Here is a 23,683-nt window from a genome sequence, read left to right as displayed (position 1 = left end):
AGGTTGCATTTACCAAAAAAATCTACTGTTTTCCGTCATTATCACCAATGACTGGCAGCCGCGCATTAGATTAGGAGGCGATCAAAATCATGTCGGTACGGGACGACATCTGCAAGTTGGTGGACGACAAGGCCGCTCTCTTCACCCAGGTCAGCGACAAGGTCTGGTCTACGCCGGAGCTGGGCTTCAAGGAGTTCCAGTCCTCGGCTGCCCTCATCGAAGTGTTGAAGCAGGAGGGCTTCGCGGTGGAGACAGGGCTGGCGGGCATCCCCACTGCCTTCTCCGGCACATTCGGCAGCGGCAAGCCGGTCATCGGCATCCTGGGCGAGTTTGACGCCCTGCCCTCCCTCAGCCAGGAGGCGAGCTGCTCCTCGAAAAAAGAGGTGGTCAAGGACGCCCCCGGCCACGGCTGCGGGCACAACGCCTTGGGTGCGGGCAGTCTGGCGGCGGCCGTCGCCGTCAAGGACTACCTGCAGGCCACCGGCAAGAGCGGCACCGTCATCTACTACGGCTGCCCCGGCGAGGAGTTCGGCTGCGGCAAGGCCTTCATGGCCAGAGAGGGCTGCTTTGACGGCCTCGACTGCGCCTTCAGCTGGCACCCCGGCGACTGCTTTGCCCCCATGGGGATCAGCTCCCTGGCCAACATCAGCGTCTTTTTCAGCTTTGTGGGCAGGACCTCCCACGCGGCCGCGTCGCCCCAGCTGGGCCGCAGCGCCCTCGACGCCGCCGAACTGATGAACATCGGCGTGCAGTTTTTGCGCGAGCACGTCAGCCCCGAGGCCCGCATCCACTACGCCTTCCACGATGTGGGCGGCACCGCCCCCAACGTGGTGCAGGACCGGGCGAAGCTCCACTACTACATCCGCGCACCCAAGATCGCCGAGGCCAAAGAGCTCTTTGCCCGCATCGAGAAGATCGCCAAGGGCGCGGCCATGATGACCGAGACCGAGTCAATCGTTCAAATCAAAGACGGTCTCTCCGACTACATCCCCAACGAGGTGCTCACCACCCTGTTGACCGAGGCCATGAACGAGGTGGGCGAGGTCCCCTTTGACGAGGAGGACAAAGCCCTGGCCCAATCCTTCCGCGACACCCTCACCCCGGCCGAAAAGGCCGCCTCGGCCCAGCAGCTGGGGATGTTGGGCGGCCCGGAACTGGCGCAGAAATACGCCGACCAGGCCATCTGCGGCGAGGTCTTCCCCTACCGACCCATGGGCAACATCGCCATGCCGGGTTCCACCGATGTGGGCGATGTCAGCTATGTCACCCCCACCGCCCAGATGACCGCCCCCACCGCTTGTTTGGGCACCCCCGGGCACTCCTGGCAGCAGACGGCGCAGGCCGGCTCCCGCCTGGCCCACAAGGGGCTGCTGCAGGCCGGCAAGGCTTTGGCTCTGGCCGCCGTCAAGGTCATTGAGGACCCCTCCGTCCTCGCTCCCGCCCAGGAGGAGTACCTGAAAAAGACCGGCGGCAAGTACAACTGCCCCTTCCCCGACGACGTCAAACCCTATCTGGACTAACGGTTTCAAACAGCGAGCGGTAACTGCGCTGTTGCGATACACAATGAAACAGAAATGAGGAGTGAATCAAATGACATTCAAAGAACTGTCAAACAGCACCTGGCTGTGGATTCTGGTCATCGCCGGACTGCTGTACGTAGCCGGACTGGCCGCCGCCTTCATGGTGAAGGCCCGCAAGCGCTGCCTGGAGCTGGGCATCGAGAACACGACCATCAAAAAGGTCATCAGCTCGTCCTGCACCTTCTCCATCGTCCCCTCCCTGTCCATCGTCATCGGCCTGATTTCCCTGGCCGCCGTCATCGGCACCCCCTGGGCCTGGTTCCGGCTCTCCGTCGTGGGCGCCGTCTCCTATGAGCTGATGGCCGCCGACATGGTCATCCAGGCCATGGGCCTGAACTTCGCCAGCGCCGGTGCGCAGCCCGCCAACGTCTTTGGCGCCGTGATGATCGTCATGAGCATCGGCATTATGTTCGGCATCATCACCAACATCATCGCCGCCAAGAAGATCACCACCAGCATGGCCGACTACAACCGCAAGAGCGGCGGCTGGGGCGCTGTCTTCTCCGGCTGCTTCATGATGGCCATGATGTCCGTCATGATGCCCCTGCAGGTCTACAACCCCGCCACCGGCTGGAACTTCGTCGGCACCCTGACCCTGCTCACCAGTGCCGGCATCGGCCTGCTGATCGCGACCATCGCCAAGAAGACCGGGGCCAAGTGGCTCAACGACTTCAACCTCGCCATCGTGTTGATTTTGGGCATGGCTTCCTCCGTGCTCTGGACCAACGTGGTCGGCATGTTCGCTTAATAGGGAAAGGAGGACTATACAATGAACAACGAGAAATACATAAAGTCCATCCATCGCCTGGGCCGGCTCGGCAGTATTGGCGCCCTCGGCTTCATGGTGGGTATCCCCCTGGTCATCTGTGCCATCTACAGCTGCTTCCCGGACTTCGGCCTGGTTTTGCAGAGCGGCACCGGCCTGCTGGCCATGTTCATCCCCATCGCCATCTCTGAGGTGTTCAGCTACGCCCCCGTGCTCGGCTCCGCCTCTTACATCACCTTCATCACCGGCAACGTCATGAACCTGAAGCTGCCTGTGGCCATCAACGCCATCGACATCGCCGGCGTGGAGCAGTCCACCGACGAGGGCGACGCCGTTGTCACCGTGGCCGTCGGCGCCTCCTCCATCGTCACCATGGCCATCATCGCCCTGGGCGTCATCCTGCTGGTGCCGCTGCAGCCCATCTTCGCCATCCCTGCCGTCAAGACCGCCACCGGCTACATGCTGCCCGCTCTGTTCGGCGGCCTGGCCCTGGGCATCTTCAACGGCCGGTCCGGCAAGTACAACATCAAGGGCAAGCTGCTGGGCGCTGTCCCCGCCGTCATCATCGTCATCATCCTGATGATCATGGGCGTGCCGCTGAGCACCTACCAGGGCTTTGTCATCGTGGGCATGATCCCCGTCACCATCCTGACTTCCTGGCTGATGTACAAAAAGGGCATCATCAAAGTTTACGAGCAGGGCAAGACCGAGCCCGAGCCGGTCGCGTCCAAGAAGTAATTACCCCCTTTTCGCAGTTGAAAAGGGCCGGGGCAACTGCCCCGGCCCTTTTTTGCGCCCTGCTCCTTGCGCCCTTTTAAAAGGAGGGGTATACTGAAGTTACAACAGCTCCTGCCGGGCCGGCTCGCCGCGCCCGCAGAGGAGAGAAGGAGGCCTTTTCATGGAGATGGAATACAGACAGCTGGGAAACACCGGGTTTTCCGTCAGCGCCGTGGGGGTGGGGGGCGAGCACCTCTGCACCCGCGACTACCCCACCGTCGAGGCCACCGTGGGCGCCGCTGTGGAGCGGGGGGTCAACATCTTCGACCTCTTCATGCCCGAGGTGGAGTACCGCCGGAAGATGGGGGACGCCCTGCGCCCCTACCGCAAAAACGTCTACCTGCAAGGGCACATCGGCGCGGTGCTCCAGGGGGGGCAGTACGCCCGCTCCCGCAAAGTGAAAGAGGCCGACACCTATGTGCGCGATTTTTTAGAGAAGTACCACACCGACTACATCGACCTGGGGATGGTCCACTTCGTCGACACCCAGAAGGACTGGGACGGCGTCTTTGAGAGCGACTTTATCGACTACGCCCTCCGCCTCAAGGAGAAGGGGGTCATCCGCAAGCTGGGGGTCAGCTGCCACATGCCCGCCACCGCCATCAAACTGGTAGAGACGGGGATCTTCGACCTCCTCCTCTTCTCCATCAACCCCGCCTACGACTTTGAGCCGGCCGAGAAGACCCTCGACCAGCTCATCGCCGCCACCCCCACCCAGGGCCAGCTCTCCCCCGAGCGGGAGCGGCTCTACCAGCTTTGCGGGGCCCGCGGGGTGGGGATCACCGTCATGAAGGCCCTGGCCGCCGGCAAACTGCTGGACCCGGCCACCACCCCCTTCCACCGGCCCCTCACCGTCACCCAGTGCATCCACTACGCCCTCTCCAAACCCGGGGTGGCCAGCGTGCTGCTGGGGGTGCAGAGCGTGGCCGAGCTGGAGGACGCCCTTGGCTACTTTGATGCCAGCGAGGAGGAGCGGGACTTCTCCTTCCTCGCCCAGGAGATGCAGGGCTCCCTCTCCCACCGGTGCATGTACTGCAACCACTGCCTGCCCTGCCCCCAGCACATCGACGTGGCCGCCGTCCACAAATACCTGGACCTGGCCGAGGCGGGGGAGAGGCTGTCGGTCCCCGCCACCGTGGCCGCCCACTACGAGGCCCTGCCCGTCACCGCGGGGGAGTGCATCGCCTGCGGCTCCTGCGAGAAAAACTGCCCCTTTGGGGTGCCGGTCATCGAGAACATGGCCAGGGCCACCCGCCTTTTCGGGAAGTAGCCGGTGCGCCCCTACGTCTTTGACAAGACCAAGCGCCGCTACTGCTATCTGCGGGAAGGGGGCCGCTGCTTCTACTGCGGCAAACCCCTCTCCTTTGGCGGCGGCACCCTGGACCACCACCTGCCCCGCGCCCGCGGGGGTCCCTCGGCAGTCTACAACCTGGTCCTCTGCTGCCGGGCCTGCAACCGGGAAAAGGGGGATGCGGTCCCTCCCGACTGGGAGGGGACGGTCTGCGCCCTCTTTTCCCGGGCGGTGGGCGACGGGGCCCTTCCCCTCCCCCCAGGGGAGGGGAGACGGCTGTCCCCGGCGGTGGCGCAGGGGGTGGCGGGGGTGCGCCCCTGGTCGGAAGGGCTCTGCTTTTTCGGGCCCGCCTTTACCGCCTGGTGCGATGGACACCGGGTCACAAAAGTTCGCTATCCCCCGCCGCGGCGGGGGGAGAAGCGCCCGCCCGACACCCCTGCCGGCGGCGGGCGCACAGAATGGGAGGAAGACAATTGAAATTGGTACCAGTCGGCCCCGCCGGGGCAGAGGAAACCGCCCGCATTGCCGTTGAAGGTGCCAAGGCCCGGGGCATCCGCCACCTGGTGGTGGCCAGCTCCTCCGGCGCCACAGCCGAACTCTTTCGGGACTGCGGCTTACAGGTGACGGTGGTCACCCTGGCCTACGGCTCCAAGGAGCCGGGCAAAAACGTCATGGAAGAGGCCGAGCGCCAGAAGTTGAAGGACTGGGGCTTTTCGGTCTGCACCGCCGCCCACGCCCTCTCAGCGGCCGAGCGGGCCGTCTCCGGCGCCAACGGCGGGATGTATCCGCTGGAGATCGTCGCCAACGCCCTGCGGATGTTCTCCCAGGGCACCAAGGTCTGTGTGGAGTGCTCCACCATGGCCATGGACGGCGGCTACCTCCCCTTTGGTGAGGACGTGGTGGCGGTGGGGGGGACCAGCCTCGGCTGCGACACGGCCCTGATCCTGCGCCCCAGCTACTCGTCCAAACTCTTTGCCACCAAGGTCAAAGAGGTGCTCTGTCTCCCCGGCAAAGAAGGGGAGTAAGCGCCTCTAAAAGGCCCTCGGCGCCCGTTTGCGGCGGCGAGGGCCTTTTTTGGCGGTTTTCCCAGATTTCTCGGTGTTTTCCCCCGCATATTTTGTGCCGCCCCGTTCTTTATAGAGGAACTTCTAAAAAGAATGCGGTGTCGCTGTGAAGGCGGTACAAAAAAGTGCTTTATTGCGAGAAAGAGCAATATGTCTAAAAAATAAATAAATAGTAAAATTTAGTTGACAAATTCGATTGCTTTGTTTAAATTGGAAGGCGAGGAACAGTTTGGTATAGGATTTCTTTCGCCCTCAAAAAGGGAAAAAATCACACGAAAGGTTGGCATTGTTGACGCAATGTCGGCCTTTTTTGCTTTTTTCTCCCCTCTTTTGGAGTGAATGAAAATCTATACAATTCTGAATGAAAAAAGAGAGCGAGGGAAACGAGCAATGAAAAAAGCGTTGGCAATCCTGTTGGCCGCCCTGACGGTGTCATCCCTGCTGATGACCGGCTGCGGCGAAAAGGACGAGGGCAACAAGGACGGGGAAAAGAAGTGCCGGGTGGTGATGATCTGTTCGGCCCTGGGGGACAAGTCCTACTACGACATCGCCTACGAGGGGCTGAAAAAGGCCGAGACCGACCTGGGGGTCGAAATCAAGGTGGCCGAGATCGGCACCGACAAGGCCAAGATGGAGCCCGCCATCCAGGACGTGGCCGACGCCGGTTACGATATCATCTTCTTTGGCAGCACCGAGTACATCCCCATCATTGAAAAGCACCAGGACGAGTACAAGGAGTCCAAGTTCGTGGGCTTTGACATCGAGCCCAGCACCGAAATCAAGATGTCCAACATGTTCTGCATCACCTATATGCAAAACCAGGTCGATTTTTTGGCCGGCGCGCTGGCGCAGAAGATGTCCAAGTCGGGCACCATCGGCTTTTTGGGCGGCACCGAGGGCACCATCATCAACGACTTTTTGATCGGCTTCATCGAGGGCTCCCTTCTGGCCAACCCCAAGGGGAAGGTGGCCTCGTCCTACATCGGCAGCTGGACCGACGCCGCCAAGGGCAAGGAGATGGCCCTGGTGCAGATCAAACAGTTGGGGGCCGACCTGCTCCACCCCTGCGCCATGGGTGCCGGACTGGGTGTCATTGAGGCCTGCCGCGACAACGGTCTCTGGGCCATCGGCGTGGACGCCGACCAGCGGGAATTCTTTATCGACAGCAAGAAGGACATCGCCGACGCCATCCTCACCTCGGCCATGAAGCGGGGGGACATGGTGGTCTACAAGGTCATCAAAGACGAGCTGGCCGGCACCCAGACCTACGGCAGCCTGGAGAAGTGGGGCCTGAAGGAAGAGGCCGTGGGCCTGGCCAAGAACGACTACTACAAGGAACACACCCCGCAGGAGATCCAGGACTATGTGGACAAGGTGGAGGGCCAGCTCCTCGACGGCAGCCAGCAGGTCTTCACCGCCTACGGCATGAGCCAGGACGACTTTGTCGCCATCCGCGAGGGGGTCAAGCCCTAACGGCGAACGCGCCGTCTCCACTTAAAAAAAGAAAAAATTTTATTTTTTACTGCAAATGAAGCCCTTGGTCTGCCAGATTCTTCCTAGGTGTTTTTGCCAATAAAAAAAGGGGGCTTTTGTATCCCCGCACAAAAGGAGGGCCCACCTTCCGCCAAAAGGGACAAATCCCGCCATCTGCAATTGGGAGAAACGGCGAAAAAATAGGGTTTTTATAAGACTGCCAAAGTCTGAAAAAAACATCCTCCCGCGGGACAATTGTCCTGGCTCCCCCTCTTTTCAAGGTCTAGGATGGGATTGTGAAGGGCGGGTGAACGCCCGTCGAAATCGTGAAAATCCAAAAAAGAGAGAGAGGGAAAACTGTGAAAAAGGCACTGGCAATTCTGTTGGCCGCCCTGACGGCGTCATCCCTGTTGATGACCGGCTGCGGCGAAAAGGACGAGGGCAACAAGGACGGGGAAAAGAAGTTCCGGGTGGTGATGATCTGCTCGGCCCTGGGGGACAAGTCCTACTACGACATCGCCTACGAGGGGCTGAAAAAGGCCGAGACAGACCTGGGGGTCGAAATCAAAGTAGCCGAGATCGGCACCGACAAGGCCAAGATGGAGCCCGCCATCCAGGACGTGGCCGACGCCGGCTACGATGTCATCTTCTTCGGCAGCAGCGAGTACATCCCCATCATCGAAAAGCACATGGACGAGTACAAGGAGTCGAAATTCGTGGGTTTTGATATCGAGCCCACCACCGAGATCAAGATGTCCAACATGTTCTGCATCACCTACCTGCAAAACCAGGTGGACTTTCTGGCCGGCGCGCTGGCCCAGAAGATGTCCAAGTCCCACACCATCGGCTTTTTGGGCGGCAGTGAGGACACCATCATCAACGACTTTTTGATCGGCTTCATCGAGGGCTCGCAGCTGGTTGCCCCCAACGGCAAGGTGGCCACCTCCTACATCGGCAGCTGGACCGACGCCGCCAAGGGCAAAGAGATGGCCCTGGTGCAGATCAAACAGCTGGGAGCCGACCTGCTCCACCCCTGCGCCATGGGCGCCGGGCTGGGTGTCATCGAGGCCTGCCGCGACAACGACCTCTGGGCCATCGGCGTGGACGCCGACCAGCGCCAGTTTTTCATCGACACCAAAAAGGACATCGCCGACACCATCCTCACCTCGGCCATGAAGCGGGGGGACATGGTGGTCTACAAGGTCATTAAAGACACCCTGGCCGGCACCCAGACCTACGGCCACCTGGAGAAGTGGGGCCTGAAGGAAGAGGCTGTGGGCCTGGCCAAGAACGACTACTACAAGGAGCACACCCCGCAGGAGGTGCAGACCTACATCGACGGGCTGGAGAAGAAGCTCGTCAGCGGCGAGCAGAAGGTCTCCACCATGTACGGCATGAGCCAGGACGAGTTTGTGAAGATCCGCGAGTCTGTCAAGCCGTAGCGGACACCCCTGTTTTTCAACGCGCAAAACGCACCGTCAGCGGCGGCCAGGGCCATTGGCCGGGGCCGCCGCTGCGCTGTTCAAAACCAATTTGAGGGAGGTACCCCATGGAACGCGAAAACACCGTATTCATTCCCCAGACCACCTACATCTACCGGGTGGTACACCGGGTGATGGAAGGGGACTGCCAGTGCGAGCACGGCCCGATGCCGGTTACCGTCGGCCCCCTTTACGCCGACGTCTACCCCGTCACCAACGCCCAGTACTACCAGTTTGTGCAGGACAGCGGCTACCGGCCGGAGGACGACCGGGGCTACCTGCGCCACTGGGTGGACGGCTGCTACAAGCCCGAGGACGCCGACAAGCCGGTGGTCTGGGTCAGCCTGGAGGACGCCAGGGCCTACGCCGCCTTTTACGGCAAGCGGCTGCCAAAGGATTACGAATGGCAGTACCTGGCCGCCGGGGACGAGTGCCTCGAGTGGCCCTGGGGCAACAGCCCCGACTACAGCCGGGCCAATGTGTACAGCCACGGCCTCACCCCGGTGGACGCCTTCCCCCAGGGGGTGTCCCCCACCGGCTGCATGGACATGTGCGGCAACTGCTGGGAGATGGTCGACGAATTCCACTTTGACGGCAGCCACTACTTCCAGCTGCTGCGGGGCGGCAGCTTCTACCGGGCCCACCACTACTGGCACGCCGAGGGCGGGCCGCAGAAGAACAACACCCACTTGAAGATGCAGTTTTTGAGCGGCGCCATGAGCCGCAACGCCACCGTTGGCTTTCGCTGTGTAAAGGAGGGAGACTGATATGCTGCAGTACGACCAGAACACCAAGCGGGCGGTCATCCGCAACAACACCCTCCAGATGACCCTGAATTTTGCCGACGGCATCCTCATCGAGGAGTGTTCCAACCTCCTCACCGGGGACCTGCAAAACCCCCGGCGGGAGCTCTTCAACCTCACCTTTATGGGGGGACAGTACTCCTCCCGCGACTTTGCGGTGGGCGAGGTGCTCACCTGCCAGGACCGGGTGCACCAGCTGCTGACGGTCCCCCTGGAAAACGAGGCCCTGGGCCTCTCCATCCGGGTGCACTTCCTCAACGACAAAAAAGAGACCATCTCGGTCATCGTGCAGATCCGGGACCGCTACATCCACGGCGTCCCCTACGAGCTGTTCCTGCACAGCCCCTTTTTGGCCCAACTGTCCATGCGGGGGGAGGGGGACCGCTACTACTATCCGGCCAACGCCGTCGAGAGCCCGGACGGCACCCCGTTGCTGAAGATGATGCGGGAGAGCTTTTACAACAACGACGTCAAGCTGCCTCTGGTCTGCTGCGACAAGGGCGGGAAGAGCGGCTTTGCCGTGCAGTTCCCCTCCAAGGCCGACTTGGACGACTGCGGCGCCATCCAAAACCGCAACATGCAGTTTTCCAAGATCGCCAGCGCCGAGGAACTGCACACCCACCAGATCCTCTGCAACCCCGACAACACCTACAACGACACCTTCGAGTTCGAGATCACCGGCCTCTCCGGCGGCTGGGTGGAGGCCTTTGCCCGCTTCCGCCAGCAGTGGGAGAGCGGGTACGACTTCTCCGAGTACGAGAAGGAAGATCTGAAGTGGTTCAACGAGAAGTTCCTCCACCAGTTCTCCTTCCTCTACGGCACCGAGGCCTATGACGCCGAGAACCAGAAGATCGACCCCGAAAAGCTGCTCAAGGAGGGGGAGGCGTTCGGCGGATTCGACACCGTCACCCTCTGGAACCAGTATCCTCGTCTGGGCGTCGACAAGCGCAGCCAGTGGGATTTCTACAACGACTTCCCCGGCGGGATGGCCGCCTTTAAAGAGGCGGTGGACGCCTTTCACGCCAAGGGGGTACAGGTATTCATGCCCTACATCCCCTGGGATGCCGGGGCCGAAGAATCCCCCGAGACCCTGGGCGACCACTTTGCCGGGCTGCTGGAACAAACCGGCGCCGACGGCTACCAGCTGGACACCCTGGGCGACATCCCCGACTCCTTCCGCGAAAAGTGCGACGCGGTCCGCCCCGGGCTGGTGATGACCACCCAGCACCACCCCGACAAGAAACACCCAATCGAGAAGATCACCACCTCCTGGGATGAGTTCTGGGACACCCGCCCCATGCCCAAGGTGGACATCTTCCGCTTCCTCTGCCCCCGGCACATCGCCCCAGTCATCTCCCGCTGGTACCGCAAGGAGGACAAGGACCTACTCATCCAGTACAGCCAGTTCGGCGCAGCCCCCCTGGTCATCTGGCAGGACATCTTCGGCCGCTGGATGCCCTTCTCCGCCGAGCAGAAGGCCGCCATCAAGGGCTGGAAGGAAGTCTACCTGGCCCACCGCCTCACCTACCAGTGCGCCCTGCCCACCCCCTTCTACCCGGTGGCCCCGCGGGAGGTCTACTGCAACCTCTTCCCGGCCGACAGCGGCAGCGAGCAGATCTACTCCCTCTACAACGACGGCGATCTGCCCTTTGAAGGGGCCCTCTGCGAGCTCTTTGTCCCCGGCTCCACCGCCGAGGTGATTTTGGGCGGCGGCGAGGCGTCGGTCAAGAACGGCAAGCTCTACGCCCAACTGCCCCCCAAAGAGGTGGTGCACATCTCGGTCAAACCCTAGACACCCAGCCAAACCGATCCGCCGCGGCCGCCACACAGGCCGCGGAGAGGATCTCCATCCAAATGGGGAGGGGCGCTGCCGGCTTTTGCCGGCGGCGCCCCTCTGCGCTTTGGGGAAAGGGGGCTGGCAAGCGCCCGCCCGCTGTGCTATAATAGCCCAGGTAAACGACGCGAGAGAAGAAAGTGGGGAGCGATCGATCATGCGCATACGCAGAAAACCCTGGGCCCGCCCCGAATTGGAGGCCTGCCCCTTTTACGTCGCCCAGCCGGGCGAGAAACGGGGGCGCTGGCGGCAGCAGTTTGCCCGCCCCGACGCCCCCCTGCACCTGGAACTGGGCTGCGGCAAGGGGGGGTTCATCTCCCAGCTGGCCCCCCAGCACCCGGAAAACAACTATCTGGCCATCGACATCAAGAGCGAGATGCTGGGGCTGTGCAAGCGCAAGGCGGAGGCCGCCTATGCCGCCGCCGGGCGGCCGGTGGACAACCTCTACATCTTCGCCCAGAACATCGAGCTGCTGCCCCAGGTGCTGGCCCCCGAGGACAGGGTCGAGCGCATTTACATCAACTTCTGCAACCCCTGGCCCAAGGCCAAGCACCAGAAGCGGCGGCTCACCCACCCCCGCCAGCTGCAAAACTACCGGGCGCTGCTGGCCCCTGGGGGGGAGATCTGGTTCAAGACCGACGACGACCCCCTCTTTGCCGACACCATGGTCTATTTTGACGAGGGCGGGTGGCGGGTGCTCTACGCCACCACCGACCTGCACGCCCAGCAACTGCCCGACAACATCGTCACCGAGCACGAGCAGATGTTTGTCGAGATGGGAAAGACCATCAAGTTCTGTAAAGCGGCCCTGGACGGCTGAACACCGAGAGGAGGAATTTTTCGTGGAACCCGAATTCATCGCCCTTTACGAGCGGGCCAAGGCGGTGCTCTGTCCCCGGCAGCTCTCCCAAAACAGCTTTGCCGGCTCGGTGGCGGCCGCCATCGAGACCCCCAGTGGGGCGGTCTACACCGGCGTCTGTATCGACACCCCCTGTTCCATGGGCTTTTGCGCTGAACACGCGGCGGCCGCCGCCATGGTCACCGCCGGCGAGAGCCGGGTGGTCCGGCTGATCGCCGTGTACGAGGACGGCTCGGTCATCCCCCCCTGCGGCCGCTGCCGCGAATTCCTCTGCCAGCTCCACGACGAAAACCCCGCCTGTCTGGTCCAACTGGCCGACCGGGTGGCCACCCTGGAGGAACTGCTCCCCGACCGCTGGGGATGAGCTTGCGGCAAGCCCGCAAAAACGGCCGGGCTGGCAACCGGAAAAACGGTGACTTTGGCCGAGCCAAAGCCGCTGAAATCGCGAGATATGACCTGCCGCGCGACAGCCCTCTGTGCTGTCGCGCGGCTGTTTTTTTGCCACGTTTGGCGAAGGGCCCGGCTCTCTGTCTGTGCGGGAGGGGCAAAAGCATTTTTTAATTGCTGGGAAAACACCGCAGGCCCGGTCTGGCACCCGCCGCCGGCAGATGGCTTTTCGATGCCCCACCCCTGAAAAATTTCAGGGGCGGGCAGGTGCAGACCGCGGCGATGACAAGCATGACCGCCAGCGGCACAAGGGCGCTGCCGGCCGGGGTGTTGAGAGAGGCCGCCTTGAGCAGCTTGACCCCCTGCGTCAGCGGCAGGATGTCCGCCAGCCTTTGCGGGGCGGCGGGCATCCTCTCGTAGGGGAGGGTCGCCTCGGGGAAGAGCAGCATGGGAAAGTAGGGTGCGCCGGCAAGGACACCCTCCACCTCAGCTGTCTGGTAGGTTTTCATCGGCGGGAGCGCCTCCTTTTAGGATACCGTCATGCCGGGGCAGAGGGTTGGTGACTCAGTGGAGGGGTTTGGCGGGACAGCGGGTTGAGCCTTTGCACCGCCCCCGGCCGCCGCCCCGCTGCACACAGGAATAAAAAGAGAGGGGAGGACCGGCCGGTCCTCCCCTCCCGCATTCTGTTTTTTTATGGCCACCCGGCAGAGGCGGGCGGGTTTTCTTCGGCTCGCTCTTAAGCGCGGGCCCGCTCCACCTCGGCCATGTAGCGATTGGCCCGCTCGGGATCGACCGGGTTTTGCAGGCTGCCGTTTTTGATCCAGGCGCCCACGCAGACCCCGTCGTAGTGCTGCAGCAGCTCGTAGACGTTGTCGCCGGTGGTGCCGCCCCCCAAAATCAGGGGGACCTCCACCAGCCCCCGCACCGACTGGGCGTACTCGATGCTCTTTTCCGGGGTGGGGGCCGAGAGGAGCAGCCCGTCGGCGTGGGCCCCGGTCACCGTCTCAAAGGCATTTTGCGGCAGGGGGATGGGGTAGGCCGGGGTGCCGTGGAACTCGTAGATGTCGGCGTAGATGGGCATTTTGGAGCCCAGCTTCTTCTTGAGCTCCAGCACCTCGACACACTGGCCCTCGATCATCCCACAGAGGGTCATCTCCGCCCGGGTGTAGACGTGCTCCACCCGCACAAAGTCGCTGCCGGCGGCCTCGGCCACCGCCAGGGAGGCGACCCCGTCCCAGTTGACCAAAATGCCCTGGATCATCTCGGGAAAGGCCGCCTTCAGCCGGGTGGCCAGGGCGGTCATGCAGGCCACCGTCTCGGGCCCGCACCGCTGTTTGACCGGGCCATCGGCGAAGTTTTGCAGGATGTAGCCGTCAAAGCCGTATTTCTGCAGGGTGCCGGCCTCGTTCAGGGTGTAGTCCAGGATGGCCTCCATCCCGCGGCCATCGTAGAGATAGCTGCCGGGCAGCGGCGGCGGCTGCACCATCCCCAGGGCGATCTTCTTCTTTCCAAACAGCTCCATTTACAGCTCCCCCTTTTCCAACTTTGCGGCGTATTCCCGGGCGACGCCGAACATGGCCGTCCCCGGCACGATGCCCACCTCGGTGATGTAGCCGGTGATGTACTCCGGCCCGATGATCGAGAGGTCGGGGCAGGTGAAATCGGTGTGGGCGCGCAGATTTTCATCCCAGTGGGGGGCCAGCAGCCCCGACAGGTCCTGGGCCAGGTCCCGCTTCACGATCCCCTGCAGCCCCCGCATGTCCACCTTGATGAGGGTGGTGGGGATGTAGAAGGGGACCCCCGCCTGTTTGCAGAGGATGGCCAGCATGTCGGTGCCCACCGTGTTGGCGGCGCTGCCGTCGGGATAGAAGGTCTCCACCCCGATGAAGGCCATGTCGCTTTTTTTGAGGAAGTGGTAGATGGCCACGTCGGGGAAGAAGTGCACCCGGTGCCCCATCTCCACCGCCGTCACCGCAAAGGGTTTGCCCCCGTCCAGGACCCGGCTCTCGGGGATGTAGATGTCCATGATCTGCCCGTTCAGGGCCGCCTGCTTGGCGATGGCGTCCACCGAGGAGGAGTAGTCGAACACCAAGATCCCCTTGCAGCCCTTGATGAGGTTGTAGCCGTAGGTGACGATGTTGTCCATCCACTCCCGGGCCTTTTCGCCGTAGCGGTTGCAGCTGTCGGTCACCCGCTTGCAGGCCTCGGCCAGGGGGGCCTCCCGCAGGGCGCTCAGGCCGCCGGTCATCAGTTTGATGGCGTTGGTCACGGCCACGGTGCTCTCGCCCCGCAGCTTGTCAAAGTAGCCGGCGATCGCCAGCACCCGGTCGATCATCTCCCCGGCGGAGAGGCCGTTTTCGGCGGCGTGGGCGGCGATGTCCTTGAGCATGTTGCCGATGGAGACGATGTTGGCGCTGGCCCCCAGCTTTCGGGCGAGGACGATGTCGTCAAAATCGTCCTTAGCGCTGGGGGAGAGGTAGTCTTTTAAGGTGTCGGGTTGGTACATGGGGTTGTCCTCCTTTTTTAAAGGGAGCCGTCAGGCGGCGCCCGCAGTCAACAAAACCAAATATGTATTTGTTTTTATACAAAACGTATAATTTGAATTAGAGAACAGGGGGCGCGACCCGCAGGCCGGCGTGTTCGCGGGCAAAGGCCTCCACCTCGTCCACCGACACGGCCCCGGTGCGGGAGCCCACCGAGAGGATGGAGCGGTTGGCGGCGGCGGTGGCAAACTCCCCGGCCTCCCGCAGGGTCATCCCGCTGCAGAGGCCGTGCAGGAACCCGGCGTTGAAGGTGTCCCCGGCGCCGGTGGTGTCCTTGGGCTTGACGTCGTAGGCGGGGATGGCGATCTCCCCCTCCCGGGTCTTGACGATGCAGCCCTTGGCCCCCAGGGTCAGAAGGACGATCTTGTCGCTCCCGCCGATGAGCTCGTCGATGGCCGCCAGCCCCCGCCCGGCGCAGAACTTTTCCAGCGAGGCGTCGTTGAAGGAGAGGACGGAGGCGCGCTCAAAGTAGAAGCGGTCGTCCGGGTCGTCGTAGGAGGTGAAGGTGGAGCGCTCGGCGTCGTACATGATTTTGACCCCGTGGGCCACCAGACCGTCGATCAGCTCCCGGTTGCCTTCGATCTCCTTCATGTTGACCATGGTGGTGTAGATGTAGGAGGCCCCCTCCATCAGCTCCCGCTTCTGGGGGGTCATGGTGATGAAGGGCTTGTGGTTTTCGTAGAGGAGCACCGTCTTTTCGTTGCCCGAGAGGAGGATCTGGGCGCGGATGTTCTCCTCCCCCGGCAGCACCTCGATGTAGTCGGTGTCGATGCCGTGGCTGCGCAGGTCCTCCAGCAGCATGGGGGTGTACTGGTCGTCCCCCAGCGAGTCCAGCAGGTAGGTCTTGGTGCCGAAGGCGCTGAGGATGACCGCGCTGTTGGCCGTCAGTCCGCCGGGCGAGACCGACAGCTGGCGGATAAAGCACTTGTCCCCCACCACCAGCGGCTGCACGCACTCGTAGTACTCGTCGATGTCGTTGGGCCCCACGGCCACCACATAGCCGCCCGGGCGGTTTGTCTGATTCATGGCAGTTGCCTCCTTTTTATTGCAGCGCGCCGCGCTAGCGCAGCAGCAGTTTTAACAGGTCCAGCTTTTCGCCGTAGGGCGGGTAGCGCACCGGCAGGTCCAGGCTGCCCCGCAGCACCACCGGCTTTTGGTGGCTCATGGCCAAAAAGCCGTGGGGGCCGTGGTAGCGGCCCATCCCGCTGGCCCCCACCCCGCCGAAGGGGAGGGCGTTCCCGGCCATCTGCACCACCGTGTCGTTGACACAGCCCCCGCCGAAAGAGAGCTGCTCGCAGACCCGGCGCACCGTCCCCGCGCTGCGGGTGAAGAGGTAGAGGGCCAGCGGCTTCTCCCCCGCGCGCACCAGGCGGATGGCGTCGCCCAGCCGGTCAAAGGTGACCAGGGGCAGCAGGGGGCCGAAGAGCTCCTCCCTCAGCAGGGGGTCGCCCGGCTCCGCCTCGACGACGGTGGGCTCGATCTTCAGCTCCTCCCGGCAGACGCCGCCTCCCACCAGGGGGGTGCGGCCGATGAGCAGCCCCGCCAGCCGGTCAAAGGCGCGGGCGCTCGCCAGGCGGGGGTAGTCTCCGTTGTGGGCAAAGTCGGGGCAGAGCAGTGCCAGCTGCCGCCGCAGCTCTGCCACCAGCGCCTCCTTTACCGAGCGGTGCACCAACAGGTAGTCGGGGGCCACACAGGTCTGCCCGGCGTTGAGCAGCTTGCCCCAGAGGATGCGCCGGGCCGCCAGGGGGATGTCGGCGCTGGGGGCGACGATACAGGGGCTCTTTCCCCCCAGTTCCAGGGTCACCGGGGTCAGGTGTTCCGCCGCCGCCCGCATCACGATCTTTCCCACCCGCTGGCCGCCGGTGAAGAAGATGTAGTCAAACCGCTCGGCCAGCAGGGCTTGGGTGGTCTCCACCCCGCCGGGGATGCAGCTGACCCACCCCTCCGGTAGGGCCAGCCGCAGCAGCCGGCAGAGGGCCTGGGCAGTGGCGGGCGCCCCCTCGGAGGGCTTGAGCACCGCGCAGTTGCCCGCGGCGATGGCGTCGATGAGGGGGATGAGGCAGAGCTGCACCGGGTAGTTCCAGGGGGCGATGATCAGCACCAGCCCTCGGGGCTCGGGGCGGATGAAGGCCCCCGCCGGGAAGTGGAGGGGGGAGACCGCCGCCAGCTTGGGCCCGGCCCACCTTCGCAGGTGGGACAGGGTGTAGCGCAGGTGCTGCCGCACCAGCCCCACCTCGGTCTCGTACCCCTCAAAGGGGTGTTTGCCCAAATCCCGCTCCAGGGCGGCCAGCAGGTCGCCCTCACTCTGCTCCAGCGCCTGCAGCAGCCGGCGCAGGGCCGCCTCCCGCCGGGGCAGAGGGCGGGTCGCGCCGCTGTCAAAGTAGGCGCGCTGCCGGTCCAGCCGCTTTTCCAGATGGTTCATCGCTCTGTCTCCCCACTTGTCAAATCGTTTTTTTCACTCTGTACACCTAGTATAGCACAACCTGCCCCCTCTGTTTCGGCGCTTTCCCGGTTGTCCCCCATTCTCTGTGCAAGTTCACAAAAGATTCACAAAGAAATTGTTGCATATCGCCAACGACCGACGTATAATAAACCACATTGATAATTTACATACTGAACTATTTGCAGAGGGGGAACGGGAGATGCAGGATGACCGCGCGTTGGCGGTGCAGATTTTGAGGGAGGCCCACCGGTTTGGCTACCGGCGGATGGCTCGGGCGCGGGACGCCGCCCTCTTCCAGGGGGAGATGGCGGTGCTCGGCTGTCTCTACGGCTGCACCAAGGGGGCGGAAGGGCCCCTCTCCCCTTCTCAAATCAGCGCCGAGCTGGGGGTCAGCCGGGCCCAGGTGACCTCGGCCCTGAACTCGCTCGAGAAAAAGGGCCTGTTGCAGCGCCAGCCCAGCCAGTCCGACCGCCGCCGGGCCCAGGTCACCCTCACCGAGGAGGGGCGGGCCTTTATCCAGGGCCAGACCGACCTCTTTGTGGAGAAGGTGACCCACATCATCCGTCAGATGGGACAGGAGGACTTTTTGCAGATGGTCTCGCTTGTCAAGGCGGCCTTTCAGGCCGCGTTTCAATACGACCGGGAACACCCCGAGCAGTCGCCCAGGGGGCCCCGGCACACAGGTGAAGGGAGAGAGAGAGATTGACCAAACTGACAAGGTATTTCAAGGCCTACTGGTCGCAGATCCTGGCTGTTTTTGCGCTGCTGTTCCTGCAGGCCATGTGCGACCTGTCGCTGCCCGACTACATGTCGGACATCGTCAACAACGGGGTGGCCGCCCAGGACCTGGCCTACATCCTTCCCGCCGGCGGGAAGATGCTGCTGGTGGCCCTGGTGGGGGCCGGCTGCACCGTGGCGGTGGGGCTGATCGCCGCCCGCATCGCCGCCGGCATCAGCCGCGACCTGCGAAACGACGTCTTTGCCAAGGTGGAGGGCTTTTCCCTCGCCGAGTTTGACCGCTTTGGTGCCTCGTCGCTGATCACCCGCACCACCAACGACATCCAGCAGATCCAGATGGTGACGGTCATGCTGCTGCGCTTCGTCCTCTACGCCCCCATCCAGGGCATCGGCGGCGTCATCAAGGCCGTGGGAAAGAGCCCCTCCATGAGCTGGCTCATCGCCCTGGCGGTGCTGGTCATCCTCGGGGTGATCTTGGTGCTGTTCTCCATCGTCCTGCCCCGCTTCAAGGTGGTGCAGAAGCTGGTGGACCGCCTCAACCGGGTCACCCGCGAATCGTTGGTAGGGATGCTGGTCATCCGCGCCTTCAACAACCAGGGCCACGAGGAGGCGCGCTTTGACGAGGCCAACCGCGACCTGACCCGCCTCAACACCTTCGTCCACCGCTTCATCGCCGCCATGATGCCCACCATGATGCTGGTGATGAACGCCCTCACCGTGGGCATCGTCTGGTTTGGCTCCCACTATGTGGACGCCGGCAGCATGCAGATCGGCGACATGATGGCGTTCATCCAGTACGCCATGCAGATCATCATGAGTTTCCTCATGGTGTCCATGGCCTTCGTCCTCCTCCCCCGGGCCAGCGTCTCGGCCGAGCGCATCAACGAGGTGCTCACCTGTGAGCCCGCCATCCGCGACCCCGAGAGCGACCGCTCCGGCGAGGGCGGCAACACCCTCCCCGGCACGGTGGAGTTCCGCAATGTCTCCTTTGCCTACCCCGGGGCCGACGACGAGGTCATCAAGAACATCTCCTTTGTCGCCAAGCCCGGGCAGACCACCGCCTTTATCGGCTCCACCGGGTCGGGCAAATCGACCCTCATCAACCTGATTCCCCGCTTCTACGACGCCACCGAGGGCCAGATCTTGGTGGACGGGGTGGACGTGCGGGAGCAGAGCCAGCACGCCCTGCACGACAAGATCGGCTATGTCCCCCAGAAGGGGGTGCTCTTCACCGGCACCATCGCCGACAACCTGCGCTACGGCGACGAGGAGGCCGGCGAGGAAGAGCTGCGCCAGGCCGCCCAGGTGGCCCAGGCGCTGGACTTCATCGAGGAGAAGCCCGACGGCTTTGAGACCGAGATCGCCCAGGGCGGCGGCAACGTCTCCGGCGGGCAGAAACAGCGCCTCTCCATCGCCCGCGCCCTGGTGAAAAAGCCCGAGGTCTACATCTTTGACGACAGCTTTTCCGCCCTCGACTTCAAGACCGACGCGGCCCTGCGCCGGGCCCTGGCCCCCCAGACCAAGGACGCCACCGTCCTCATCGTCGCCCAGCGCATCTCCAGCATCATGCACGCCGAGCAGATCGTGGTGATGGACGACGGCCGGATCGCCGGCATCGGCACCCACCGGGAACTGCTGGAAAACTGTGAAGTCTACCGCGAGATCGCCCAGTCGCAGCTTTCAAAGGAGGAATTGGCATGAGTGAGAAAACCACCCACCGCCCCCGCCGCGGCGGCCCCATGGGCGGCGGCATCAAGCCCGCGGGTGAAAAGGCCAAGAACTTCAAGGGCACCATGGGTCAGCTGGCGCGGTACATGCGCCCCTACTACCTGAAAATCGCCATTGTCTTTCTCTTCGCCATCGCCAGCACCGTCTTCGTTGTCATCGGCCCCAAGATCCTCGGCAACGCCACCGACGCCATTGTGGACGGCTTTGTGGAAAAGGCCGCCTACGGCCAGATCATGGAGCACCTGCCCGAGGGTGCCCAGCTGCCGGAGGGCACCACCGCCGGCCAACTGCTGGCGCAGATGCCCGAGGAGGCCAAGGCCAAGATCCCCGAGGGCACCCTGGAAAAGATCCAGGAGATGGACCTCTCCCACGAGCCGGGCATCGACTTTGGCCGGGTGGGGAGCATCCTCCTCTGGCTGCTGGGGCTCTACGCCCTCAGCGCGGCCTTCAGCTATGTGCAGGGCTTTATCATGAACGGGGTCTCCCAGCAGGTGTCCTACAACCTGCGGCGGGACATCTCCCAAAAAATCAACCGGCTGCCCCTGGCCTACTTTGACCGCCAGACCCACGGCGAGGTGCTCAGCCGGGTCACCAACGACGTGGACACGGTGGCCACCACCCTCAACCAGTCCCTGACCCAGATGGTCACCGCCGTGGCCACCCTGGCCGGCGTCCTCTACATGATGCTGTCCATCAGCGTCTGGATGACCCTGGTCGCCCTGGTGATGCTGCCCATCTCGGTGGGGCTGATCTCCACCGTAGTCAAAAAGAGCCAGAAGCACTTTGTCGGCCAGCAGAAATACCTGGGCAACGTCAACGGCCACATCGAGGAGATGTACTCCGGCCACAACGTGATCAAGGTCTTCAACCGGGAGGACGTCTCGGTCAAGAAGTTCAAAAAAATCAACCGCAAGCTCTACGACTCGGCCTGGAAGAGCCAGTTCCTCTCGGGGCTGATGATGCCCATCATGACCTTTGTGGGCAACCTGGGCTATGTGGGGGTCTGCGTGCTGGGCGGTTACCTGGCGGTGCAGGGCTCCATCAGCATCGGCAACATCCAGTCCTTCATCCAGTATCTGCGGCAGTTCAACCAGCCCATCTCGCAGATGGCGTCCATCGCCAACGTGCTGCAGAGCACCGCCGCCGCAGCGGAGCGGGTGTTTGAGTTTTTGGCCGAGACCGAAGAGGTCCCCGAGAAAAATCCCCCCAAAGAGCTGGGCGAGGTGCGGGGCCAGGTGGACTTTGAAGACGTCTCCTTCGGCTACCGCGACGACAAGATCATCATCCACGACTTCACCTCCCACATCCAGCCGGGGCAGCGCATCGCCATTGTCGGCCCCACCGGCGCCGGCAAGACCACCATCGTCAAGCTGCTCATGCGCTTTTACGACGTCAACGGCGGCGCCATCAAGGTCGACGGGGTGGACATCCGCGACCTGCGGCGCAGCGACCTGCGGGACGTCTTTGGCATGGTGTTGCAGGACACCTGGCTCTACGGCGGCACCATCCGCGAGAACATCCGCTACGGGCGGCTGGACGCCACCGACGAAGAGGTGGAGGCCGCGGGCAAGGCCGCCCATGTGGAGCACTTTGTCAAGACCCTGCCCGGCGGCTACGACGCCGAGCTCAACGAGGAGGCCAGCAACGTCTCCCAGGGGCAAAAGCAGCTTTTGACCATCGCCCGGGCCATGGTCAGCGACCCGAAGATCCTCATCCTCGACGAGGCCACCAGTTCGGTGGACACCCGGACCGAGGTGCGCATCCAAAAGGCCATGAACAACCTGATGAAGGGGCGCACCAGCTTCATCATCGCCCACCGGCTCTCCACCATCAAGGACTGCGACTGGATCTTGGTGATGAAGGACGGCGACATCATCGAGCAGGGCACCCACGACCAGCTCATCGAGCAGGGCGGCTTTTACAAGACCATGTACAACGCCCAGTTTGAACAGACCGCATAGGAAACCGATTGACAGACAAAAAGGGGCCCGGCGCCATTGCGCGCCGGGCCCCTTTTTTGGGAAGTGGTGCCGGGAAAGAGAAAAAGCCGCCCCCGACAGGCGGGGGCGGCCAGGCAGGCCTTGCATCACATGGCCAGGATCTGGGCCAGGGTGTTGGCCTTTAATTCTGCAATCAAGACATTTTGGATGCGGCAGAGCTCTTTGTGGACGGTGCAGACCTTTTCCCCGCTGTTGTTGACACAGATATAGCCCCCCTCCAGGCACTCGTTGAGCAGCAGGTTGCCGCCGATTGCCCGGGCAATGTCCAGCAGGGTCGTCTCGTTGAGATCGCAGAGCAGGCGGTAGCCGCCGCCCTGACCGCGGATGACAGTTACGATTTCGCTGTGACTGAGCTTTTTGAGAACTTTGTAACCGAACTCGGTGGGGATGTCCTCCATGCTGCATATTTCTTTGATGTTGTGTTTTTCGCCGTCGGCCAGTGCGCGCACCGCCCGAATGGCATAGTCCATTTCCCGCGTGATTAACATGATACACCACCTTATTGTAGAACTGTTGTCTGCACAGCGGAGGACAGGCCCTCGCCGCTTAACTGTACCAACATTCTAACAAAAAAGGGAGAAATGGTCAATTCGCGGGGAAATCAATTGAAAAAGGGGGGCGAAAACGGCCTTGGCGCACCGGTCAGTTGCCGTATCTCTCCCCGAACTCCTCCTTCATGTCGATCAGCCGCCGACAGATGGCGCAAACCGGCGTCTCGTGCAGCCGGGCGTAGTTCAGGTGGTCTGGAAACTGGTAATCCTCGGCCCGCAGCACCCCCTCTTCCTCCAACTGAAGGACGGCCGCGACCCACCATTTGGGGTAGTCCCCCGAGCCGACTGAGTCCTTCCAAGCCATTGACAAAGGGGGCATTTCGTCCTGGGTATGCCGCGCAAAGTCCTCCCCCAGGGTGAGGTAGGTCACCTCCGTCAGGGCGTGCATGATGGCTGCCTGGGTGTAGCAGAGGGGGTGGTAGGTGCGCACCACAAAGCCAAAGCGCCCCCCGTGCAGGGTGTCGCCCAGGCAGTAGCGCAGCCCGTGGCGAAACATCGGGTCGTCAAAAGCGGAGAGGTTTGCCGTCACCACCCGCAGGGTGGCGGCGAACCGCTCCGGCAGGTCGTTTATGGGAACGGTCTGCTGGTAGACAAAGGTCACCATCCGGGTCAGGTGCCAGCGCTCGGCGATGATCCAGCGGTCGTGCACGGTGATGTGCTTTTGATAAATAAACGGGACCCGCTTGCCCGTCTGCGGCGGAAACGCAATTTCGGGGTAGATCTTTCGCGGCGGGGACGGGGGGTGGCTGGTGTCAAAGACCACCTTGTCCCGCAGGGCGGGCAGCAGGGGAATTAAGTTGGGGGGGACCTTTATCATCGCACTTCGCTCCTTTCGGACCATAAAATAGGGCGGCAGAAGGTGCTCCTGCCGCCTTTTCAAAATGGAAACGGAGAAAGGTCTTCTCCCGGAGACCGGCGGGAGCTAGCTGCCGTGCAGCTCCCGGAGAATGGCTTGCGCCTTGCGCTTGGTGGCGGCGGGCATGGCGTGGTAGAGCTTCAGCAGCGCCGCCTCGTCGTCGTCGGCGACGAGGTGGTCGCCGAGGTCGGGAACAGGGTATTGAAACGCCGTGCGCCCGAGAAGGTAGTCGGTGCTCACCTGAAAAAAATCCGCCAACAGCAGAAGGGTGGGCAGAGAAGGTGTCACTTTTCCGGCCTCGTAGGTGTAGACCGTCTGCGGGGTCACGTGGATGGCCCGGCCCATTTCAGCCTGGGACAGTCCGCGCTGCAGGCGCAGCTTTTTTAGGTTTTTCAGAAAGACTTTCTCGCCTGCCATCCGCGCACTCACCACCTGTTTCCATCTGCTATTATCATAAAGAGAAAAAGAAAATTTTACCACCAGTTAATCGCCGCAAAATTATGCGCCAA

General features: G+C 62.9%; 23 protein-coding genes. 15 read left to right on the top strand and 8 right to left on the bottom strand.

Going from position 1 to position 23,683, the window contains the following annotated elements:
* Positions 1–89 precede the first annotated feature (89 nt).
* The 12 genes from GT748_RS05875 to GT748_RS05820 all read left to right on the top strand — a co-directional run bounded on the left by GT748_RS05875 (position 90) and on the right by GT748_RS05820 (position 12,292).
* Positions 90–1,520: an amidohydrolase gene (locus GT748_RS05875; protein ID WP_021660751.1), complete on the top strand. Its 1,431-nt coding sequence runs from the start codon at positions 90–92 to the stop codon at positions 1,518–1,520.
* A gap of 70 nt (positions 1,521–1,590) precedes the next feature.
* On the top strand, positions 1,591–2,328 hold the full coding sequence (locus tag GT748_RS05870; RefSeq protein WP_021660752.1) for a DUF5058 family protein: 738 nt from the start codon (positions 1,591–1,593) through the stop codon (positions 2,326–2,328).
* Between the two features lie 21 nt (positions 2,329–2,349).
* The gene (locus GT748_RS05865; RefSeq protein WP_021660753.1) at positions 2,350–3,084 is read left to right on the top strand and encodes a hypothetical protein; all 735 of its coding nucleotides are present in this window, start codon (positions 2,350–2,352) and stop codon (positions 3,082–3,084) included.
* 160 nt (positions 3,085–3,244) lie between these two features.
* The gene (locus GT748_RS05860) at positions 3,245–4,393 is read left to right on the top strand and encodes an aldo/keto reductase (RefSeq protein WP_161213305.1); all 1,149 of its coding nucleotides are present in this window, start codon (positions 3,245–3,247) and stop codon (positions 4,391–4,393) included.
* Between the two features lie 3 nt (positions 4,394–4,396).
* A complete protein-coding gene (locus GT748_RS05855; protein WP_161213306.1) occupies positions 4,397–4,891 on the top strand; it encodes an HNH endonuclease in 495 nt (164 codons plus the stop codon).
* Positions 4,888–5,439: a pyruvate kinase alpha/beta domain-containing protein gene (locus tag GT748_RS05850; protein WP_021661014.1), complete on the top strand. Its 552-nt coding sequence runs from the start codon at positions 4,888–4,890 to the stop codon at positions 5,437–5,439. Before GT748_RS05855 ends, GT748_RS05850 begins: the two co-directional genes overlap by 4 nt.
* A 429-nt stretch (positions 5,440–5,868) precedes the next feature.
* Positions 5,869–6,951 (top strand): BMP family ABC transporter substrate-binding protein, encoded by a 1,083-nt coding sequence (locus GT748_RS05845; protein WP_073261075.1) that lies wholly within the window; start codon positions 5,869–5,871, stop codon positions 6,949–6,951.
* Between the two features lie 359 nt (positions 6,952–7,310).
* Positions 7,311–8,393 (top strand): BMP family lipoprotein, encoded by a 1,083-nt coding sequence (locus tag GT748_RS05840; RefSeq protein WP_073261077.1) that lies wholly within the window; start codon positions 7,311–7,313, stop codon positions 8,391–8,393.
* A gap of 107 nt (positions 8,394–8,500) precedes the next feature.
* The gene (locus GT748_RS05835; protein ID WP_021661007.1) at positions 8,501–9,199 is read left to right on the top strand and encodes a formylglycine-generating enzyme family protein; all 699 of its coding nucleotides are present in this window, start codon (positions 8,501–8,503) and stop codon (positions 9,197–9,199) included.
* 1 nt (position 9,200) lies between these two features.
* The gene (locus GT748_RS05830) at positions 9,201–11,027 is read left to right on the top strand and encodes a hypothetical protein (RefSeq protein WP_021661006.1); all 1,827 of its coding nucleotides are present in this window, start codon (positions 9,201–9,203) and stop codon (positions 11,025–11,027) included.
* Positions 11,028–11,226: 199 nt separating this feature from the next.
* Entirely contained in the window at positions 11,227–11,889 is a 663-nt protein-coding gene (trmB, locus tag GT748_RS05825) for a tRNA (guanosine(46)-N7)-methyltransferase TrmB (RefSeq protein ID WP_021661004.1), read from the top strand.
* 22 nt (positions 11,890–11,911) lie between these two features.
* On the top strand, positions 11,912–12,292 hold the full coding sequence (locus tag GT748_RS05820) for a cytidine deaminase family protein (protein WP_021661003.1): 381 nt from the start codon (positions 11,912–11,914) through the stop codon (positions 12,290–12,292).
* Positions 12,293–12,485: 193 nt separating this feature from the next.
* Here GT748_RS05820 and GT748_RS05815 read toward each other — a convergent pair whose 3' ends face one another.
* From GT748_RS05815 to GT748_RS05795, 5 genes are all read right to left on the bottom strand, one after another.
* Positions 12,486–12,824, bottom strand: coding sequence for an ABC transporter permease (locus tag GT748_RS05815; protein ID WP_021661001.1), 339 nt, complete (start codon positions 12,822–12,824; stop codon positions 12,486–12,488).
* Positions 12,825–13,051: 227 nt separating this feature from the next.
* Complete coding sequence (locus tag GT748_RS05810; protein ID WP_021660999.1) at positions 13,052–13,837, bottom strand: BtpA/SgcQ family protein; 786 nt, start codon at positions 13,835–13,837, stop codon at positions 13,052–13,054.
* Complete coding sequence (locus GT748_RS05805; RefSeq protein WP_021660998.1) at positions 13,838–14,821, bottom strand: initiation factor, subunit 2 family protein; 984 nt, start codon at positions 14,819–14,821, stop codon at positions 13,838–13,840.
* A gap of 97 nt (positions 14,822–14,918) precedes the next feature.
* Positions 14,919–15,884, bottom strand: a complete 966-nt coding sequence (locus GT748_RS05800; RefSeq protein ID WP_021660997.1) for a carbohydrate kinase family protein — start codon at positions 15,882–15,884, stop codon at positions 14,919–14,921.
* A gap of 34 nt (positions 15,885–15,918) precedes the next feature.
* On the bottom strand, positions 15,919–17,280 hold the full coding sequence (locus GT748_RS05795; protein ID WP_021660996.1) for an aldehyde dehydrogenase family protein: 1,362 nt from the start codon (positions 17,278–17,280) through the stop codon (positions 15,919–15,921).
* 220 nt (positions 17,281–17,500) lie between these two features.
* Here GT748_RS05795 and GT748_RS05790 point away from each other — a divergent pair, with 220 nt between their 5' ends.
* From GT748_RS05790 to GT748_RS05780, 3 genes are read left to right on the top strand one after another with little or no spacing between them, the layout of a single operon-like run.
* Positions 17,501–18,007: a MarR family winged helix-turn-helix transcriptional regulator gene (locus GT748_RS05790; RefSeq protein WP_021660995.1), complete on the top strand. Its 507-nt coding sequence runs from the start codon at positions 17,501–17,503 to the stop codon at positions 18,005–18,007.
* The gene (locus GT748_RS05785) at positions 18,004–19,740 is read left to right on the top strand and encodes an ABC transporter ATP-binding protein (RefSeq protein ID WP_021660994.1); all 1,737 of its coding nucleotides are present in this window, start codon (positions 18,004–18,006) and stop codon (positions 19,738–19,740) included. The genes GT748_RS05790 and GT748_RS05785 overlap by 4 nt, the downstream gene beginning before the upstream one ends.
* Positions 19,737–21,728 carry an ABC transporter ATP-binding protein gene (locus GT748_RS05780; RefSeq protein WP_021660993.1) on the top strand — a complete coding sequence of 664 codons (1,992 nt, stop codon included), beginning with the start codon at positions 19,737–19,739 and terminating at the stop codon, positions 21,726–21,728. Before GT748_RS05785 ends, GT748_RS05780 begins: the two co-directional genes overlap by 4 nt.
* A gap of 125 nt (positions 21,729–21,853) precedes the next feature.
* Here GT748_RS05780 and GT748_RS05775 read toward each other — a convergent pair whose 3' ends face one another.
* The 3 genes from GT748_RS05775 to GT748_RS05765 all read right to left on the bottom strand — a co-directional run bounded on the left by GT748_RS05775 (position 21,854) and on the right by GT748_RS05765 (position 23,591).
* Positions 21,854–22,255: an RrF2 family transcriptional regulator gene (locus GT748_RS05775; RefSeq protein ID WP_021660992.1), complete on the bottom strand. Its 402-nt coding sequence runs from the start codon at positions 22,253–22,255 to the stop codon at positions 21,854–21,856.
* A 154-nt stretch (positions 22,256–22,409) separates the two neighbouring features.
* On the bottom strand, positions 22,410–23,135 hold the full coding sequence (locus GT748_RS05770; protein WP_044993227.1) for a hypothetical protein: 726 nt from the start codon (positions 23,133–23,135) through the stop codon (positions 22,410–22,412).
* A 105-nt stretch (positions 23,136–23,240) separates the two neighbouring features.
* Positions 23,241–23,591, bottom strand: a complete 351-nt coding sequence (locus tag GT748_RS05765; RefSeq protein ID WP_021660990.1) for a helix-turn-helix transcriptional regulator — start codon at positions 23,589–23,591, stop codon at positions 23,241–23,243.
* Positions 23,592–23,683 lie beyond the last annotated feature (92 nt).

The sequence above is a fragment of the Bittarella massiliensis (ex Durand et al. 2017) genome (genome assembly GCF_009876955.1).
Classification (GTDB): Bacteria; Bacillota; Clostridia; order Oscillospirales; family Ruminococcaceae; genus Bittarella; species Bittarella massiliensis.
This window is presented reverse-complemented; position numbering and strand designations above follow the sequence as displayed.

Coding starts and splice junctions, on each gene's coding strand:
- GT748_RS05835 (WP_021661007.1), top strand. CDS start 8,501: ATGGAACGCGAAAACACCGTATTCATTCCCCAGACCACCTACATCTAC.
- GT748_RS05775 (WP_021660992.1), bottom strand. CDS start 22,255: ATGTTAATCACGCGGGAAATGGACTATGCCATTCGGGCGGTGCGCGCA.
- GT748_RS05805 (WP_021660998.1), bottom strand. CDS start 14,821: ATGTACCAACCCGACACCTTAAAAGACTACCTCTCCCCCAGCGCTAAG.
- GT748_RS05780 (WP_021660993.1), top strand. CDS start 19,737: ATGAGTGAGAAAACCACCCACCGCCCCCGCCGCGGCGGCCCCATGGGC.
- GT748_RS05860 (WP_161213305.1), top strand. CDS start 3,245: ATGGAGATGGAATACAGACAGCTGGGAAACACCGGGTTTTCCGTCAGC.
- GT748_RS05875 (WP_021660751.1), top strand. CDS start 90: ATGTCGGTACGGGACGACATCTGCAAGTTGGTGGACGACAAGGCCGCT.
- GT748_RS05865 (WP_021660753.1), top strand. CDS start 2,350: ATGAACAACGAGAAATACATAAAGTCCATCCATCGCCTGGGCCGGCTC.
- trmB (WP_021661004.1), top strand. CDS start 11,227: ATGCGCATACGCAGAAAACCCTGGGCCCGCCCCGAATTGGAGGCCTGC.
- GT748_RS05815 (WP_021661001.1), bottom strand. CDS start 12,824: ATGAAAACCTACCAGACAGCTGAGGTGGAGGGTGTCCTTGCCGGCGCA.
- GT748_RS05810 (WP_021660999.1), bottom strand. CDS start 13,837: ATGGAGCTGTTTGGAAAGAAGAAGATCGCCCTGGGGATGGTGCAGCCG.
- GT748_RS05870 (WP_021660752.1), top strand. CDS start 1,591: ATGACATTCAAAGAACTGTCAAACAGCACCTGGCTGTGGATTCTGGTC.
- GT748_RS05845 (WP_073261075.1), top strand. CDS start 5,869: ATGAAAAAAGCGTTGGCAATCCTGTTGGCCGCCCTGACGGTGTCATCC.
- GT748_RS05765 (WP_021660990.1), bottom strand. CDS start 23,591: ATGGCAGGCGAGAAAGTCTTTCTGAAAAACCTAAAAAAGCTGCGCCTG.
- GT748_RS05800 (WP_021660997.1), bottom strand. CDS start 15,884: ATGAATCAGACAAACCGCCCGGGCGGCTATGTGGTGGCCGTGGGGCCC.
- GT748_RS05770 (WP_044993227.1), bottom strand. CDS start 23,135: ATGATAAAGGTCCCCCCCAACTTAATTCCCCTGCTGCCCGCCCTGCGG.
- GT748_RS05790 (WP_021660995.1), top strand. CDS start 17,501: ATGCAGGATGACCGCGCGTTGGCGGTGCAGATTTTGAGGGAGGCCCAC.
- GT748_RS05795 (WP_021660996.1), bottom strand. CDS start 17,280: ATGAACCATCTGGAAAAGCGGCTGGACCGGCAGCGCGCCTACTTTGAC.
- GT748_RS05830 (WP_021661006.1), top strand. CDS start 9,201: ATGCTGCAGTACGACCAGAACACCAAGCGGGCGGTCATCCGCAACAAC.